Below are 15,460 nucleotides of genomic sequence, written 5' to 3'. Positions count from 1 at the left end.
CGTGTCATTGGCTCACGCTTTTAGTGCCGCATAGCTTCGCACGCGCAGCAAATCCATCCGATCAATCGACAAGTGGGTGGAATCGCTGACAGGTCGCCGTGCGGCCGCAATCGCTGAAAGCCCCTCTCCCTCTGGGAGAGGGTTGCGGTGAGGGTACGGTTGCTCAGTTAACCCACCGCCGCCGCACCCTCATCCGGCGCTACGCGCCACCTTCTCCCGAGGGGAGAAGGGAGAAGCTGCCCAACTGCATTTACTTTCCGCGCTCAAGCACCAGCAAGGGGTCGATGCGTATATCGAACCGCGCCGCAGAGAGCGTTGGCTGCCGGCATGGTTGCCGCGCCGGTGTTCTACGAGTCAGCAGATCAGCAGACCTACTTCCCGCGCTCAAGCACCAGCAAGGGGTCGATGCGTACATCGAACCAATTCATCCCCCAATGCAGATGCGGTCCGGTCGCCCGCCCCGTCGCTCCCACTGCGGCAATCACTTGGCCTTGTTCCACCCGATCGCCTACTTTGACGTCGATCCGCGACAGGTGCAGGAAATTGGAGCTGATGCCAAAGCCGTGATCGAGCAGCAGCGTGCCGCCGGTCAGATACAGATCCGGCGCTGCAAAGGTCACCACGCCGGCCGCCGGCGCCTTGACCGGCGTGCCGGTCGGTACGGCGATGTCCATGCCCGAGTGTCCCGCGCCCGGTTGACCGTTGTACACGCGCGCGTTGCCGAACCGGCCGCTGATACGGCCTTGCACTGGCCAGATGAATGGCTGCGCAAAATCGGTCCGTGCATCGTCGCGATCGCGCGCGGCGGTGACTTGCGCCTGCTCGCGTTTGATGCGCTCGGCAATGGCTGCAGGCGGGTTCACCGTCTTGGGTGGCACGCCATTGACGCGCTCGGTTGGCCAGTCGCGTGGCGTCACCGCGATGCTGCTGGTGCGCTGGGTGCCATCGGGCAGGGTGATGCGCACCTGCAGCGGGCCGGTGGCATCGCGGCCAATGCCGAACACCACGCTGCCGTAGCCGCTGACACGCAAGGTGCGCCCCGCATACTGCACGCTGCTGCCGGCAGGCACCTTGCCGATCACCATCGCCCCTTGCGACGCGCTGGCCGGGAACACCACGCCAGCCTCGTTTGTGGCCTGCGCCTGCACCGCACCCGCACTCAGCATGGCCGGCATCAGCGCCAGCCATGCACCGAGGAAGGCTGCGCGCATCAGCGGTCGAAGGTCAGGCGCTGGCCGGCGGCGCTGCCGACCAGCTGTTCGCCATCCCACACCTGCTGTCCGTTGACCCAGGTTGCGGCGATGCGCGAGCGGAAGGTGGTGCCTTCGAACGGCGACCAGCCGCATTTGGACAGCACCTGCTCGCGCTTCACCGTGAACGGGGTGTTGTCGATCATCACCAGATCGGCGAAGTAGCCTTCGCGCAGAAAGCCGCGCTCCTCCACATCGAACAGCTGCGCCGGCGCATGCGCGAACTTCTGCACGATGCGGGTGATCGGCAGCTTGCCCTCGTGCACCAGCTCCAGCGCGGCGACTAGCGCGTACTGCACCAGCGGCAGGCCGGAGGGCGCCTGCGCGTAGGGCTTTTGCTTCTCTTCCCAGGTATGCGGGGCGTGATCGGTGGCGAGCACGTCGATGACGTCTTCTGCCAGCGCTTCGATCAGGGCCAGGCGGTCGTCGGCGTCCTTGATCGCGGGGTTGCATTTGATCAGGTTGCCCAGCCGCGCGTAGTCGCTGCGGTCGAAGCGCAGAAAGTGGATGCAGGTCTCGGCGGTGATGCGCTTGCGCAGCTTGCCGTCGGCGTCCACCAGCGGGCCGGCTTCGAACAGCCCCAACTCGTCGGCGGTGGAGATATGCAGCACGTGCAGGCGGGTGTTGTGCTTGCGCGCCAGCGATACCGCCAGCTGCGAAGACTTCAGGCAGGCCTGCCGCGAACGGATGTCCGGGTGCATCTCCGGGGTCAACGCGTCGCCGTATTTTTCCTTGTACTGCGCCAGCGTCGCATCGATGGTCGGGGTGTCTTCGCAATGGGTGATGATCGGCGTCGGCGCGTCGCGGAAGATCGCGTCCAGCGTCTCGGGATTGTCGACCAGCATGTTGCCGGTGGAGGCGCCCATGAACACCTTGATGCCCGGAGCCGTCTTGGGGTCCAGCGATTGGATCGCGGCCAGGTTGTCGTTGCTGGCACCCATGTAGAAGCCGTAGTTGGCCCAGGCGCGCCCGGCGGCGGCATCGTACTTGGCCTGCAGTGCGGCCGCGTCCAGTGTGGGCGGGTTGGTGTTGGGCATGTCCATGAAGCTGGTCAGGCCGCCGGCCACCGCTGCGCCCGATTCGGTCGCGATATCGCCCTTGTGGGTCAGGCCCGGCTCGCGGAAATGCACCTGGTCGTCGATCATGCCCGGCAGCACCCAGCGCCCGGCCGCGTCCACCACGGTGTCGCCTGCATCCGGGGTGATCTTGCTGTCGATCTTGGCGATGCGACCGCCCTCGATCAGGAGATCGGCGTCGAACTCCTTGCCTTCATTGACCAGGCGGGCGTTGATGATGACGGTTCGGCTCATGGATGAGGTCCTTTGCAACTGCAGGAAGAAGAGGGGGAAGGGGCAGCGGAGGCGGGCGCGTCAGGCACCGGATCGAAGCCGCCCGGATGGAAGGGATGGCAGCGGCCCAGCCGGCGCGCGGCCATCCAGCTCCCGCGTAGCGGGCCGAAGCGGCCGATGGCGGTCATCGCATACTCCGAGCAACTGGGCGCAAAACGGCAGCGCGGCCCGAGCAGCGGGCTGATGAACAGCTTGTAGAAGCGCAACAGCGCGATGAGCAGGCGTCCGATCACTTGCCAATCATATGCCAGTTGCATTAATAGGTGGTTGCCGGGGGTCCGCGGGGTACGTTATAAAGGCCCGCTTTCCCGGGCCCCGGGGGAACCAAGGAAGAGCGTTTCGTGGCTGCTAAAAAACCTGCAAAAAAGGCCGTAGAGGCCGCCAAGAAGTCCGCCAAACCCGCTGCGAAGAAGGCAGCGGCGCCCGCTGCTGCAAAACCGGCCGCCAAGAAGGCGACGCTGGCTCCCAAGCAACCGGTTGCCAAGAAGGCAGCTGCGGCCAAGACCGTTGCCAAGCCGGCAGCGGCCTCCAAGACCGCAGCGACCAAGCCCGTGAAACCTGTCGCCAAGACCGCTGCCAAGCCGGCGGCGAGCAAGGCAGCTCCGGCTGCCGCCAAACCGGCTGCCAAGCCGGTGGCGTCCAAGTCCGTACCGAAGCCGGCCGCCAAGCCGGTTCCGGCCAAGTCAGTCCCGGTCAAGGCTGAGAAGCCCGCGCCCGCACCGGCCCCCAAGGCCGTCCCTGCGAAGCCGGCAAAGCCTGCGACCCCGCCACTTAAGAATCCCGTGCCCGTTTCGAAATCTTCCGCAAAAACGCCAACCAAAACCGAAGCCCCCGCCAAGCCCGCCGCGACCCGTCCGGTCGGCAAGGTGGCAGTGGCCGTGACTGCCAAGTCCTCCAGCCCGACGCCGAAGACCAAGTACAAGGTGGTCGACTACAAGATCGACGAGACCACCGGTCGTCCGATCCTCCCGCAGGGCTACAAGCCTTCGGCGGACGAGGAGTACATGAGCAAGCTGCAGCAGGAATACTTCCGTCAGCGTCTGCAGAGCTGGCGCAACGAGATGGTCGAGGAATCCAAGCAGACCATCGAAAACCTGCGCGAAGAAGTCCGCGATATCGGCGACGAAGCCGAACGCGCCACGCGTGAGACCGAGAATTCGCTGGAACTGCGCGCCCGCGACCGCGCCCGCAAGCTGATCTCCAAGATCGACAGCACGCTCAAGCGTCTGGAAGACGGCGATTACGGCTACTGCGTAGATACCGGCGAAGAGATCGGCCTGGACCGTCTGGACGCACGTCTGACTGCCGAGCGCACCATCGACGCCCAGGAGCGTTGGGAGCACCTGCAGAAGCAGCAGGGCGACTGATCGTCTTCCTCCGTTCGCATTGAAGACCCCCGCCATGTGCGGGGGTTTTTTGTGTGGCGGTGGGGTGCCGCAGGCCGTTGTGGTGGCGCGCCGTTGCAGGTGTCAGGTCACGCCGCGTCTTGCGTGGCCGCTTAATGCGGTTGCATCGACTGCCGCAACGCGAGCGCGCGCAAGCGGTGCAGGGACTGGCGGCATACGCAGCCCCCCTCGCCAGGCTTGGCTTGAGCGTCTGACAACACGTAGCAAGCACTGGGCATAGGCAACGGCGGCATGTGCAACCGTTGCCTGGCCTGGCCTGGCCTGGCCTGGAGCGGAGCGTCCGATAACGCGCACGTAGCCGTTGTCACAGGCACCGGCGGGATCTGCAACCGGGGTTGCCTCGCCAGACTAGGCTCGGGGCGTCCGGCAACACGTGGCGGGCAGTCATGGGCGGGCCTAGCCGCCGCGCGCATCACCCGCGCACGCGGTATCCGCTGCCGCGCCGAGCACCGACTGCGCCCGTCCTGCACTGCGCGCAGCCGTCTGGTGAGCTGCGCTTATTGCAGGTCGCGTAAATCCAGTTTGCGTAGCCGCGGGGCCTTCCAGGCCGTGGTCGCCACCACGCCCAGGGTGACGCAGCCGCCGATGACGACTGCCGGCACCAGCCCGACCAGCCGTGCCATGACGCCGTCGTAGAACGCGCCCAGTTCGTTGGACGAGCCGATGAAGATGCCGTTGATCGACGACACCCGGCCACGCATCGCGTCCGGTGTGGCGAGCTGCAGGATGGTTTGCCGTACTACCACCGATACGCCGTCGCACATGCCGTAGACCAGCAGGATCGCCGCCGACAGCCAGAAGTGCCGCGACAGGCCGAAGGCGATGGTGCACAGCCCGAAGCCGGCCACCGACAGCATAAGGATGCGTCCGGCATTGCGCTGCAGCGGGTGCCGCGCCAGCCACACACCGACCACGATCGAGCCAAGCGCCGGCGCACCGCGCAGGATGCCCAGGCCTTCGGGGCCGTAATGCAGGATTTCCTGGATGAAGGCGGGCAACATCGAGACCGCGCCGCCCAGCAACACCGAAAACATGTCCAACGCCATCGCGCCCAGCATGATCTGGTTGGAGAGCACGAACTGCGCACCTTCGGCAATGCTGCGGAAGATCGGTGCGCGCGGGCCGGCGTTGACCGGCTCGCTGACGCGCAACAGCGCCAGGGCCAGGATCGCCACCAGCGCCACGCCGGCGGCCACGCCATAGGCCAGTCCCTTGCCGCCCCAGCCGACCAGCACGCCGCCCAGTGCCGGGCCGATCACCATGCCGGCCTGGAAGGTGACGCTGCCGATGCTGGCGCCGCGTGCGAACGCTTCGCGCGGCAACGCACGCGCGAACAAGGCGTTGTAGACCGGCGACAGGAACGAGCGCGCCGCGCCGGTCAATGCGATGGCAGCGTAGATCGGCCATACGCCCTGGATGGGTAGCCAGCCCTGCGCGACTGCCATCAACAGCAGTGCCGTGGTCACCAGCCCCAGCACTGCGACCATGCCCAGGCGCCTGCGTGGCAGATGGTCGACCAGATAGCCGGCAAACGGCGCGATGCAGAAGAACGGCAGGATTTCGGCAAGGCCGATCAGCCCCAGCGACAGCGGATTGCGCGTGATCTCATAGATGTGCCATCCGACCGTGACTGCCACGACCTGATACGACAGCATCGCCGCGACGCGGTACAGCAACACCAGGCCGAAGCCAGGATGGGCGAACAGCGTGCGCAGCGAGTCGGTGGGCGAGGGCGTCGGCGTACTCACTGTTGTGCGCGGGCCGTTTCACGGATGAAGGCCAGCATGGCGGCCACCCCATTGCTGCGCGTTGGCGACAGGTGCTTGGCCAGGCCAATGCCGGCGATGTAGTCCGGTTCGGTGGCCAGGATTTCCTGCGCGCTACGCCCGGAATACACGCGCAGTGCGAGATAGATCAGCCCGGACACGATGGCCGAATCGCTGACGGCATGGAAGTCCAGCCGTTGCGCATTGCCTTCGGGCACGATCCACACCATCGACTGGCAGCCATGCAGGCGGTGTTCTTCGGTCTTCCACTGTTCCGGGAAGGTCGGCAGCTTGCGGCCCAGGTCGATCAGGTACTGGTAGCGCTCGGACCAGTCGCCGAAGAAGGAGAACTCCTCGGCGATCGCGGCCTGCGCATCGGTGGCGGTGGGTTCTAGCGGGAAGGGGGTGGTGGTCATCAAAATTCCAGAATCGGTCGCAAAAAATCCAGGGGCGTTCGGTCAAAGCCCCTCTCCCTCCGGGAGAGGGGTTGGGGTGAGGGTGCGGGCGAAGCCTGGCTGGAATTGGATGCGGGTGGCTTCGCCCATCTCAAAAAAAGCCATGCATGTGACTTCGCCCGTACCCTCATCCGCCCCTGTGGGGCACCTTCTCCCGACGGTCAGGCACGCTTCCAGCGCACGCCTTGCGGGGTGTCTTCCAGCACGATGCCTTCGTCGGCGAGCTGCTTGCGGATGGCGTCGGCGCGGGCGAAGTCCCTGGCTTTCTTGGCAGAATTGCGTTCTTCGACCAGCACGGTGATGCGCGCATCGTCGCCGGCATCGGTGCCGCGCGAGAACCAGGTGGCCGGGTCCTGCTGCAGCAGGCCCAGCGCCATTCCGGCCCCGAGCAGCTCGGCCTTGGCACGTTGCAATGCTGCAAGATTCTCCGCGCTGAGCCCATCGCCTGCGCCACCGGCCGGTGCGAGCTCCAGCAGCGCCCGGTTCGCATCCTTCGCAAGCTTTGCCAGCACCGCGAGCGCCAGCGGTGTGTTGAGGTCGTCGCTGAGCGCGTCTTCTATCTGCTCGGGAATCGTTGCCTGCGCTTGGATCGCCTTCAGGCTCCGCAAGGTTCCGTACAAGCCATCGAGCCGCTTGACCTGATCCTCGATCAGCGCATCCGACCAATCCAGCGGTTGCCGGTAATGCGCGCTCAATAGCGCAAGCCGCAGCGCTTCGGGCGGGTGCTTGGCGATCAGGTCGTGCACGGTCTCGATGTTGCCCAGCGACTTGCTCATCTTGGCGCCGCTGAAATTGAGCATGCCGTTGTGCAGCCAGAAGCGGGCGAAGGTGGCGCCGCCATGCGCGCATTCGCTTTGCGCGATTTCGTTTTCGTGATGCGGGAACTGCAGGTCCACGCCGCCGGCATGGATGTCGATGGTCGGGCCCAGGTGCGCGGCGGCCATCGCCGAGCATTCGATATGCCAGCCGGGGCGGCCGCGGCCCCACGGCGACTCCCAGCCGGGCAGCTCGTCGCTGGACGGCTTCCACAGCACGAAGTCGCCGGGGTCGCGCTTGTACGGCGCCACGTCCACGCGCGCACCGGCCAGCATTTCGTCGGGGTCGCGCCGCGACAGCTTGCCGTAACCGTCGAAACTGGCCACTGCAAACAGCACATGGCCTTCGGCGGCATAGGCATGGCCGCCCTCGATCAGCTGCTCGATCATCGCCACGATGTGCGGAATATGCGCGGTGGCCTCCGGTTCGATATCCGGCGGCACCACGCCGAGCGCGGCCATGTCCTGGCGATAGATCGCGGCGAAGCGGTCGGTGATGGTGGAGATCGGCACGCCCTGCGCCTGTGCGGCAGCGTTGATCTTGTCGTCCACGTCGGTGATGTTGCGTGCGTAGCGCAGCGCGCCATAGCGCCGCCGCAGCAGCGCGGCCAGCACGTCGAACACCACCGGGCCGCGGGCGTTGCCGATATGCGCGTAGTTGTAGACGGTAGGGCCGCACACATACAGGGTGGGGCAGGACGGATCGAGCGGCGCGAACGGTTCGACCCGCCGCGTCAGGTTGTTGTGCAGGCGCAGGCTCATCGGCATCTGAAAAAGGGTAACCGCGCGATTCTAGCCCCTTGCGGCAAGATGGCGAACCGGCACGCCGACACCCGCGACCGGATGGGCTGCGTTCAGCCCCGGAGATCGCAAGCTCCATACACTTACGTACTGCCTGGCTTCGCCCCTCCGGTCCTGATGCGACTTCTTCTGTTCCCCACGCTGTGTGTGCTGGCCTGGCAGGCATTGCCGGCACATGCGGCAGAGCCCGATGTCAAAAACCGGGTCGTCGTGATCGAAAACGTCAAGCTGGATTACGCGCAGGTGCTCAATGTCGAGCCGGTCTACCAGACCCTGCGCGCCACCCGCATCGAAGAACAGTGCGAGGCCGAACAGGCGACGCCGGTGCCGGTTGCCGCTGTCGAGGACGAGGGCCGCATCAACCGCATGGTCGATTCGGTCAAGGAAATGTTCTCGCGTCGGCCCGAGCCGGCGACGCCGGCGGCAGTGCCGCCCACCAGCACCCGCCGCAATTGCAAGGTCGTGGAAGTGCCGCGCGAGTTCCGGCGCCCGATCGCCTTCGACGTGGACTACGTCTACAAGGGCACCAAGTACCGCTCGCGGCTGCCGGAAGATCCGGGCAACCGGCTGCGCATCCGGGTGTCGGTGACCCCGTACATTCCCGACGCCATCGTCGCACCGCCGCGCTGAGGCGCATGGCGGTTGCGCCGTGCCCGCATGCATGCGAGGATTCGCGCCCTATGCAAGCAATCCCCTTTCAGCACGACATCAGCGCCGCCCGGATGGCCTCCGGCATGACCTCGCGTGCCCGCCGACCGGAATCCCACATTTTCGCTGGGTAACCGGGGCGTTTTGCTGTCCGTTCTGAAGACCCAGCCCACAGGCTGGGTTTTTTCGTTTTGGCGTCACAAAAGTTTCAACCGCAAGAAACGCGCATGTCGCGCACCCCGTCGCTCCTGGCGGACCACGCAGCAGAAGCACGCAGCAAAGGATCGATCGATGTCACTGAAGCACTTCTTGAACACCCAGGACTGGAGCCGCGCCGAACTGGACGCGCTGTTGACCCAGGCCGCGTTGTTCAAACGCAACAAGCTGGGAAGCGAGCTGAAGGGCAAGTCGATCGCGCTGGTGTTCTTCAACCCGTCCATGCGCACCCGCACCAGCTTCGAGCTGGGCGCGTTCCAGTTGGGTGGGCATGCGGTGGTGCTGCAGCCGGGCAAGGATGCCTGGCCGATCGAGTTCAACCTGGGCACGGTGATGGATGGCGACACCGAAGAGCACATCGCCGAAGTGGCGCGGGTGCTGGGCCGTTATGTCGATTTGATCGGTGTGCGCGCGTTTCCCAAGTTCGTCGACTGGTCCAAGGACCGCGAGGACCAGGTGCTCAAAAGCTTCGCGAAGTATTCGCCGGTGCCGGTGATCAACATGGAGACGATCACCCACCCGTGCCAGGAGCTGGCGCATGCGCTGGCCTTGCAGGAGCACTTCGGTACGCCGGATCTGCGCGGCAAGAAGTACGTGCTGACCTGGACCTATCACCCCAAGCCGCTCAACACTGCGGTGGCCAATTCCGCGCTGACCATCGCCACCCGCTTGGGCATGGACGTGACCCTGCTGTGCCCGACGCCGGACTACATCCTGGATCAGCGCTACATGGACTGGGCGGCGCAGAACGTGGCCGAAAGCGGCGGCTCGCTGCAGGTCAGCCATGACATCGACAGCGCCTACGCCGGCGCCGATGTCGTCTATGCCAAGAGCTGGGGCGCGCTGCCGTTCTTCGGCAACTGGGAGCCGGAAAAGCCGATCCGCGACCAGTACCAGCACTTCATCGTCGACGAACGCAAGATGGCGCTGACCAACAACGGCGTGTTCTCGCATTGCCTGCCGCTGCGTCGCAACGTCAAGGCCACCGACGCGGTGATGGATTCGCCCAACTGCATCGCCATCGATGAAGCCGAGAATCGCCTGCATGTGCAGAAGGCGATCATGGCGGCGCTCGCTTCGCAAGCGGGAATCGGTAATCGGGAATAGAGAATCGCAACAGCAAGAACGTTGATCCCCACTTTTACGTACCAAGGAAACAATGATGAGCACTGCTTCCACCATTCCCGATTCCCAACTCCCGATTCCCGGCGGCAAGAAGGACATCGTTCTCGCCTTCTCCGGTGGCCTGGACACCAGCTTCTGCATTCCGTATCTGCAGGAGCGTGGTTATGCGGTGCATACCGTGTTTGCCGATACCGGCGGTGTGGATGCCGAGGAGCGCGACTTCATCGAGAAGCGCGCCGCCGAACTGGGCGCCGCCAGCCATGTCACCGTCGATGGTGGCCCGGCGATCTGGGAAGGCTTCGTCAAGCCGTTCGTGTGGGCGGGCGAGGGCTACCAGGGCCAGTACCCGTTGCTGGTGTCGGACCGCTATCTGATCGTCGATGCCGCGCTCAAGCGCGCCGAAGAGCTGGGCACGCGCATCATTGCGCACGGCTGCACCGGCATGGGTAACGACCAGGTGCGTTTCGACCTGGCGGTGAAGGCGTTGGGCGATTACCAGATCGTCGCGCCGATCCGCGAGATCCAGAAGGAACACACCCAGACCCGCGCCTACGAGCAGAAGTACCTGGAAGCGCGCGGCTTCGGCGTGCGCGCCAAACAGCAGGCCTACACCATCAACGAGAATTTGCTGGGGCTGACCATGTCCGGCGGCGAAATCGACCGCTGGGAAGCGCCGGGCGAAGGGGCGCGTGGCTGGTGCGCCCCGCGCAGTGCGTGGCCGACCGAAGCGTTGACGGTGACCTTGAAGTTCGTCGAAGGCGAGGCGGTGGAGCTGGACGGCAAGCCGCTTCCGGGCGCCAAGATCCTGGCCAAGCTCAATACCTTGTTTGCCCAGTACGGCGTGGGCCGCGGCGTGTACACCGGCGACACCGTGATCGGCCTGAAGGGCCGCATCGTGTTCGAGGCGCCGGGCCTGATCTCGCTGCTTACCGCGCACCGTGCGCTGGAAGATGCGGTGCTGACCAAGCAGCAGAACCGCTTCAAGCCGGACGTGGCGCGCAAGTGGGTGGAGCTGGTGTACGAAGGCTTCTATCACGACCCGCTCAAGACCGACATCGAGGCGTTCCTGAAGTCCTCGCAGGCCAAGGTCAACGGCGAAGTGACGCTGGAAACCCGCGGCGGCCGCGTCGATGCGGTGGCGGTGCGCTCGCCGCACCTGCTCAACACCAAGGGCGCGACCTACGCGCAGTCGGCCGACTGGGGCGTGGAAGAGGCCGAAGGCTTCATCAAGCTGTTCGGGATGAGCTCGACGCTCTATGCGCAGGTCAACCGCTGAGACGACCGCCGCAGGCAGCCTATGTTCCTTCTCCCGCACGCGGGAGAAGGTGGCGCATAGCGCCGGATGAGGGCGACCTGCCGCATGCCCCATCTGCCCTCTCGGGCCGCTTCCCCTGCAGGCGTGGAAGCGGCTAGATGGGCGCTAGAAAGACCAACCACACGCGACCCGACGCAATAAGACGCGATCAATGACCACACTGCTCGACAACACACTGACGCATCTGCAGAAGCTGGTGTCCTTCGACACCCGCAATCCGCCGCGGGCGATCGCTGCCGAGGGCGGCATCTTCGACTACCTGCGCGCGCAGCTGCCCGGTTTCCAGGTCGAGGTGATCGACCACGGCGCCGGTGCAGTGAGCCTGTATGCTGTGCGCGGAACTCCCAGGTATCTGTTCAACGTGCATCTGGACACGGTGCCGGATTCGCCGCACTGGAGTGCCGATCCGCACGTGATGCGGCGTAACGAGGACCAGGTGATCGGTCTGGGGGTGTGCGATATCAAGGGCGCGGCGGCGGCGTTGGTGGCAGCGGCCAATGCCGGCGATGGCGATGCCGCGTTCCTGTTTTCCTCCGACGAAGAGGCCAACGACCCGCGCTGCATCGCTGCGTTTCTGGCGCGTGGTTTGCCCTACGAGGCGGTGCTGGTGGCCGAGCCGACCATGAGCGAGGCAGTGCTGGCGCATCGCGGCATCAGTTCGGTGCTGATGCGCTTTGCCGGCCGTGCCGGGCACGCATCGGGCAAGCAGGATCCGTCCGCCAGTGCCTTGCACCAGGCGATGCGCTGGGGCGGCAAGGCGCTGGACCATGTCGAGTCGCTGGCGCATGCGCGCTTCGGCGGCCTGACCGGTTTGCGCTTCAACATCGGCCGCGTCGACGGTGGCATCAAGGCCAACATGATCGCGCCGGCGGCGGAGCTACGGTTTGGCTTTCGTCCGCTGCCGTCGATGGACGTGGACGGCTTGCTGGCCACGTTTGCCGGCTTTGCCGATCCCGTGGCAGCGCATTTCGAAGAAACCTTTCGCGGGCCGAGCCTGCCGTCGGGTGACATCGCACGTGCGGAGGAACGCCGCCTGGCCGCACGCGATGTGGCCGATGCGCTGGACCTGCCGATCGGCAACGCGGTGGATTTCTGGACCGAAGCCTCGCTGTTTTCCGCCGGCGGCTATACCGCGCTGGTCTATGGCCCGGGCGATATCGCCCAGGCGCATACCGCCGACGAATTCGTGACGCTGGAGCAACTGCAGCGCTATGCCGACTCGGTACACCGCATCATCAACGGCGCGCACTGACGCCGCGTTCCGCGCCTGGCGCGGCCATTCCTCCTATCGATCACCGCAATGTCCCTCTCCGCACAGCCCCACAAACAGACCCGCCAGACCATCGTGCGCCTGCTTTCGAGCATGGCCAGCGCCAAGGAAATCAGCCAGTACCTCAAGCGTTTTTCGCAGCTGGACGCCAAGCGCTTTGCGGTGGTCAAGGTGGGCGGCGCGGTGCTGCGCGACGACCTGGACGCGCTGACCTCGTCGCTGTCGTTCCTGCAGGAGGTGGGCCTGACCCCGATCGTGCTGCATGGCGCCGGCCCGCAGCTGGATGCGGAGCTGTCTGCAGCGGGCATCGAAAAACAGACCGTCAACGGCTTGCGGGTGACGTCGCCGGAAGCGCTGGCGATCGTGCGCAAGGTGTTCCAGGCCTCCAACCTCAAGCTGGTGGAAGCGCTGCAGCAGAACGGTGCGCGTGCCACATCGATCACCGGCGGCGTGTTCGAAGCGCAGTATCTGGACCGTGACACCTATGGGCTGGTCGGCGAGGTCAAGGCGGTGAATCTGGCGCCGATCGAAGCCAGCCTGCAGGCCGGCTCGATCCCGGTGATCACCAGCCTGGGCGAAACGCCGAGTGGGCAGATCCTCAACGTCAATGCGGATTTCGCCGCCAACGAACTGGTGCAGGAGCTGCAGCCGTACAAGATCATCTTCCTCACCGGTACCGGCGGTTTGCTGGATGCCGACGGCAAGCTGATCGATTCGATCAACCTGTCCACCGAATACGATCATCTGATGCAGCAGCCGTGGATCAACGGCGGCATGCGGGTCAAGATCGAACAGATCAAGGATCTGCTCGACCGGCTGCCGCTGGAATCGTCGGTGTCGATCACCCGGCCGGCAGACCTGGCCAAAGAGTTGTTCACCCACAAGGGCTCGGGCACGCTGGTGCGGCGTGGCGAGCGCGTGTTACGCGCGACCTCCTGGGACGAACTGGATCTGCCTCGCCTGAAGTCGCTGATCGAATCCAGCTTCGGCCGCACGCTGGTGCCGGATTACTTCAGCAACACCAAGTTGTTGCGTGCCTATGTCAGCGAGAACTATCGCGCCGCGGTGATCCTCACCGACGAAGGCATGCTGGGTGCAAGCGCGCTGATCTATCTGGACAAGTTTGCCGTGCTCGACGATGCGCAGGGCGAGGGCCTGGGCCGCGCAGTGTGGAACGTGATGCGCGAGGAAACTCCGCAGCTGTTCTGGCGCTCGCGTCACAACAACCAGGTCAACATCTTCTACTACGCCGAATCCGACGGCTGCATCAAGCAGGAAAAGTGGAAGGTGTTCTGGTACGGGCTGGAGACTTTCGAGCAGATCCAGCACTGCGTGGCGCATTGTGCGACGCGCCAGCCGACGCTGCTGGGCTGAGCATAATGACGCCCATCGCCTTGCCCTCGGCCTGGAGCCAGATGCCCGTCTTGCGCGGGCAGCACGCAACCCTGGAGCCGCTGCAGCCAGCGCATGCCGATGGTCTGCGCGCGGCACTGGGCGACGGTGCGCTGTCGCACCTGTGGTACACCGGGGTGCCGGCACCGGCCCAGGTCGATGCCTACCTCGCGGCGGCAATGGCGGCCCGCGCCGAGGGCACGGCACTGCCGCTGGCGGTGCGCGATGCGGCCGGTGAGGTCGTCGGCTGCACACGCTATTACGGGCTGGATGCGACAGTGCCCAAGCTGTCGATCGGCTACACCTGGTACGCGCCGCGCGTGCAGCGCAGCGGCGTCAATACCGAAGCCAAGCTGATGCTGCTGCAGTACGCCTTCGAAACGCTGGGCTGCCTGAGCGTGGTGTTCGAGACCAGCTGGTTCAATCACACCTCGCGCGCGGCGATCGCGCGGCTGGGCGCAAAGCAGGACGGCGTACTGCGCAATCACACCCGCCACGCCGACGGTACGCCGCGCGATACCGTGATGTTCTCCATCATCGATACGGAATGGGCGGGGGTGAAACGCCACCTGCAGTTCCGCCTGGAAGCAAACGCATGAGTGCTCAAGCAACAACCATCGGCATCGTTGGCGCCCGCGGGCATACCGGTTCGGAATTGATCAAGCTGGTGGCGGCGCATCCGCACCTGCAGTTGGTGTTCGTGTCATCGCGCGAACTGGCCGGGCAGGCCGTGGCCGACCACAACGACGGGTATCGCGGCGATCTGCGGTTCGAAAGCCTGGACGCCGACGCGGTGGCCGCCAAGGCCGCCGACGTGGTGATCCTGGCGCTGCCCAACGGCAAGGCCGAGCCGTTCGTTGCCGCAATCGACGCGAGCCGGCCGCAGACGCTGCTGATCGATCTGTCGGCGGACTATCGTTTCGACCCGGCGTGGTATTACGGCTTGCCCGAGCTCACCCGTGGCAGGTATGCGGGGCAGCGCCGTATCAGCAACCCTGGCTGCTATGCCACCGCGATGCAGCTGGCGATCACCCCCTTGCTGGATCAGCTGGCCGGCCCGCCGCAATGCTTTGGCGTGTCCGGCTATTCCGGTGCGGGCACCACGCCGTCGGACAAGAACAACCCCGAGCTGCTCGCCGATAACCTGATGCCGTATGCGCTGACCAACCACATGCACGAGCGCGAAGTGTCGGCGCAGCTTGGCGTGCCGGTGGAGTTCATGCCGCACGTGGCGCCGCATTTCCGTGGCATCACCATGACCGTCAACCTGTGGCTGCAGCAAGCGCTGACACGCGAGCAGATCCAGGCGCGCTATGCGCAGCGGTATGCGGGCGAGCCGCTGGTCGAGCTTGTCGACGAGGCGCCGTGGGTGAGCCGCATTGCCGGCAAGCACGGCGTGCAGATCGGCGGCATCACCCTGGCGCCCGGCAACAAGCGGGTGGTGGTGGTGGCGACGCTGGACAACCTGCTCAAGGGCGCGGCGACCCAGGCGATGCAGAACCTCAACCTGGCATTGGGCTGGGACGAATTAACCGCGATTTGTTGATGCGAGTCCCTCGCAGAAGCCTGCACCGCCATGTGCGGGGATTCAAAGATGCGAGTCCCTCGCAGAAGCCCGCGCATCCATGTGCGGGGATTTAACCTGATGCTTT

Annotated in this window: 14 protein-coding genes; 8 read left to right on the top strand and 6 right to left on the bottom strand. The window is 65.4% G+C overall.

Annotated elements, in window-relative coordinates; all coding sequences use genetic code 11:
- Nucleotides 1-371: 371 nt before the first annotated feature.
- From VZ068_RS11895 to yidD, 3 genes are read right to left on the bottom strand one after another with little or no spacing between them, the layout of a single operon-like run.
- A complete protein-coding gene (locus VZ068_RS11895; RefSeq protein ID WP_259150617.1) occupies nucleotides 372-1,211 on the bottom strand; it encodes a M23 family metallopeptidase in 840 nt (279 codons plus the stop codon).
- Nucleotides 1,211-2,560 (bottom strand): dihydroorotase, encoded by a 1,350-nt coding sequence (locus tag VZ068_RS11890; RefSeq protein WP_349655418.1) that lies wholly within the window; start codon nucleotides 2,558-2,560, stop codon nucleotides 1,211-1,213. Before VZ068_RS11890 ends, VZ068_RS11895 begins: the two co-directional genes overlap by 1 nt.
- Entirely contained in the window at nucleotides 2,557-2,856 is a 300-nt protein-coding gene (yidD, locus tag VZ068_RS11885; protein ID WP_349655417.1) for a membrane protein insertion efficiency factor YidD, read from the bottom strand. Before yidD ends, VZ068_RS11890 begins: the two co-directional genes overlap by 4 nt.
- A gap of 84 nt (nucleotides 2,857-2,940) precedes the next feature.
- Between yidD and dksA the strand changes: the two genes are divergently transcribed.
- Nucleotides 2,941-3,966 carry an RNA polymerase-binding protein DksA gene (gene dksA / locus VZ068_RS11880; RefSeq protein WP_349655416.1) on the top strand — a complete coding sequence of 342 codons (1,026 nt, stop codon included), beginning with the start codon at nucleotides 2,941-2,943 and terminating at the stop codon, nucleotides 3,964-3,966.
- Nucleotides 3,967-4,502: 536 nt separating this feature from the next.
- Here the strand turns inward: dksA and VZ068_RS11875 are convergent.
- From VZ068_RS11875 to cysS, 3 genes are all read right to left on the bottom strand, one after another.
- Nucleotides 4,503-5,753 (bottom strand): MFS transporter, encoded by a 1,251-nt coding sequence (locus VZ068_RS11875; RefSeq protein ID WP_259150613.1) that lies wholly within the window; start codon nucleotides 5,751-5,753, stop codon nucleotides 4,503-4,505.
- Nucleotides 5,750-6,187, bottom strand: a complete 438-nt coding sequence (locus tag VZ068_RS11870) for a SufE family protein (protein WP_259160688.1) — start codon at nucleotides 6,185-6,187, stop codon at nucleotides 5,750-5,752. The genes VZ068_RS11875 and VZ068_RS11870 overlap by 4 nt, the downstream gene beginning before the upstream one ends.
- A 200-nt stretch (nucleotides 6,188-6,387) precedes the next feature.
- Nucleotides 6,388-7,803 (bottom strand): cysteine--tRNA ligase, encoded by a 1,416-nt coding sequence (gene cysS, locus VZ068_RS11865; protein WP_349655415.1) that lies wholly within the window; start codon nucleotides 7,801-7,803, stop codon nucleotides 6,388-6,390.
- Nucleotides 7,804-7,959: 156 nt separating this feature from the next.
- On the opposite strand from cysS, the gene VZ068_RS11860 reads away from it, so the two are divergent.
- The 7 genes from VZ068_RS11860 to argC all read left to right on the top strand — a co-directional run bounded on the left by VZ068_RS11860 (nucleotide 7,960) and on the right by argC (nucleotide 15,354).
- Nucleotides 7,960-8,472 carry a hypothetical protein gene (locus VZ068_RS11860; protein WP_259150610.1) on the top strand — a complete coding sequence of 171 codons (513 nt, stop codon included), beginning with the start codon at nucleotides 7,960-7,962 and terminating at the stop codon, nucleotides 8,470-8,472.
- Nucleotides 8,473-8,781: 309 nt separating this feature from the next.
- A complete protein-coding gene (locus VZ068_RS11855; protein ID WP_259160684.1) occupies nucleotides 8,782-9,813 on the top strand; it encodes an N-acetylornithine carbamoyltransferase in 1,032 nt (343 codons plus the stop codon).
- A gap of 52 nt (nucleotides 9,814-9,865) precedes the next feature.
- Nucleotides 9,866-11,107, top strand: a complete 1,242-nt coding sequence (locus VZ068_RS11850) for an argininosuccinate synthase (protein WP_259160682.1) — start codon at nucleotides 9,866-9,868, stop codon at nucleotides 11,105-11,107.
- 190 nt (nucleotides 11,108-11,297) lie between these two features.
- Nucleotides 11,298-12,398, top strand: coding sequence for an acetylornithine deacetylase (locus VZ068_RS11845; protein WP_349655414.1), 1,101 nt, complete (start codon nucleotides 11,298-11,300; stop codon nucleotides 12,396-12,398).
- A 48-nt stretch (nucleotides 12,399-12,446) separates the two neighbouring features.
- On the top strand, nucleotides 12,447-13,790 hold the full coding sequence (locus VZ068_RS11840) for an acetylglutamate kinase (RefSeq protein WP_349655413.1): 1,344 nt from the start codon (nucleotides 12,447-12,449) through the stop codon (nucleotides 13,788-13,790).
- 5 nt (nucleotides 13,791-13,795) lie between these two features.
- Nucleotides 13,796-14,407, top strand: a complete 612-nt coding sequence (locus VZ068_RS11835) for a GNAT family protein (protein WP_349655412.1) — start codon at nucleotides 13,796-13,798, stop codon at nucleotides 14,405-14,407.
- Nucleotides 14,404-15,354 (top strand): N-acetyl-gamma-glutamyl-phosphate reductase, encoded by a 951-nt coding sequence (argC, locus tag VZ068_RS11830; RefSeq protein WP_259160677.1) that lies wholly within the window; start codon nucleotides 14,404-14,406, stop codon nucleotides 15,352-15,354. Before VZ068_RS11835 ends, argC begins: the two co-directional genes overlap by 4 nt.
- Nucleotides 15,355-15,460 lie beyond the last annotated feature (106 nt).

Source organism: Xanthomonas sp. 10-10, from assembly GCF_040182365.1.
In the GTDB taxonomy this organism is placed as follows: domain Bacteria; phylum Pseudomonadota; class Gammaproteobacteria; order Xanthomonadales; family Xanthomonadaceae; genus Xanthomonas; species Xanthomonas arboricola_F.
Note: the sequence above shows the minus strand (reverse complement) of the source record. Positions and strands in the feature narration are given on the sequence as shown.

Excerpts from the sequence above, each read along its gene's own strand:
- VZ068_RS11895 (WP_259150617.1), bottom strand. The coding sequence starts at position 1,211 with ATGCGCGCAGCCTTCCTCGGTGCATGGCTGGCGCTGATGCCGGCCATG.
- VZ068_RS11860 (WP_259150610.1), top strand. The coding sequence starts at position 7,960 with ATGCGACTTCTTCTGTTCCCCACGCTGTGTGTGCTGGCCTGGCAGGCA.
- cysS (WP_349655415.1), bottom strand. The coding sequence starts at position 7,803 with ATGAGCCTGCGCCTGCACAACAACCTGACGCGGCGGGTCGAACCGTTC.
- VZ068_RS11890 (WP_349655418.1), bottom strand. The coding sequence starts at position 2,560 with ATGAGCCGAACCGTCATCATCAACGCCCGCCTGGTCAATGAAGGCAAG.
- VZ068_RS11850 (WP_259160682.1), top strand. The coding sequence starts at position 9,866 with ATGATGAGCACTGCTTCCACCATTCCCGATTCCCAACTCCCGATTCCC.
- VZ068_RS11835 (WP_349655412.1), top strand. The coding sequence starts at position 13,796 with ATGACGCCCATCGCCTTGCCCTCGGCCTGGAGCCAGATGCCCGTCTTG.
- VZ068_RS11870 (WP_259160688.1), bottom strand. The coding sequence starts at position 6,187 with ATGACCACCACCCCCTTCCCGCTAGAACCCACCGCCACCGATGCGCAG.
- yidD (WP_349655417.1), bottom strand. The coding sequence starts at position 2,856 with ATGCAACTGGCATATGATTGGCAAGTGATCGGACGCCTGCTCATCGCG.
- VZ068_RS11840 (WP_349655413.1), top strand. The coding sequence starts at position 12,447 with ATGTCCCTCTCCGCACAGCCCCACAAACAGACCCGCCAGACCATCGTG.
- VZ068_RS11855 (WP_259160684.1), top strand. The coding sequence starts at position 8,782 with ATGTCACTGAAGCACTTCTTGAACACCCAGGACTGGAGCCGCGCCGAA.
- VZ068_RS11845 (WP_349655414.1), top strand. The coding sequence starts at position 11,298 with ATGACCACACTGCTCGACAACACACTGACGCATCTGCAGAAGCTGGTG.
- argC (WP_259160677.1), top strand. The coding sequence starts at position 14,404 with ATGAGTGCTCAAGCAACAACCATCGGCATCGTTGGCGCCCGCGGGCAT.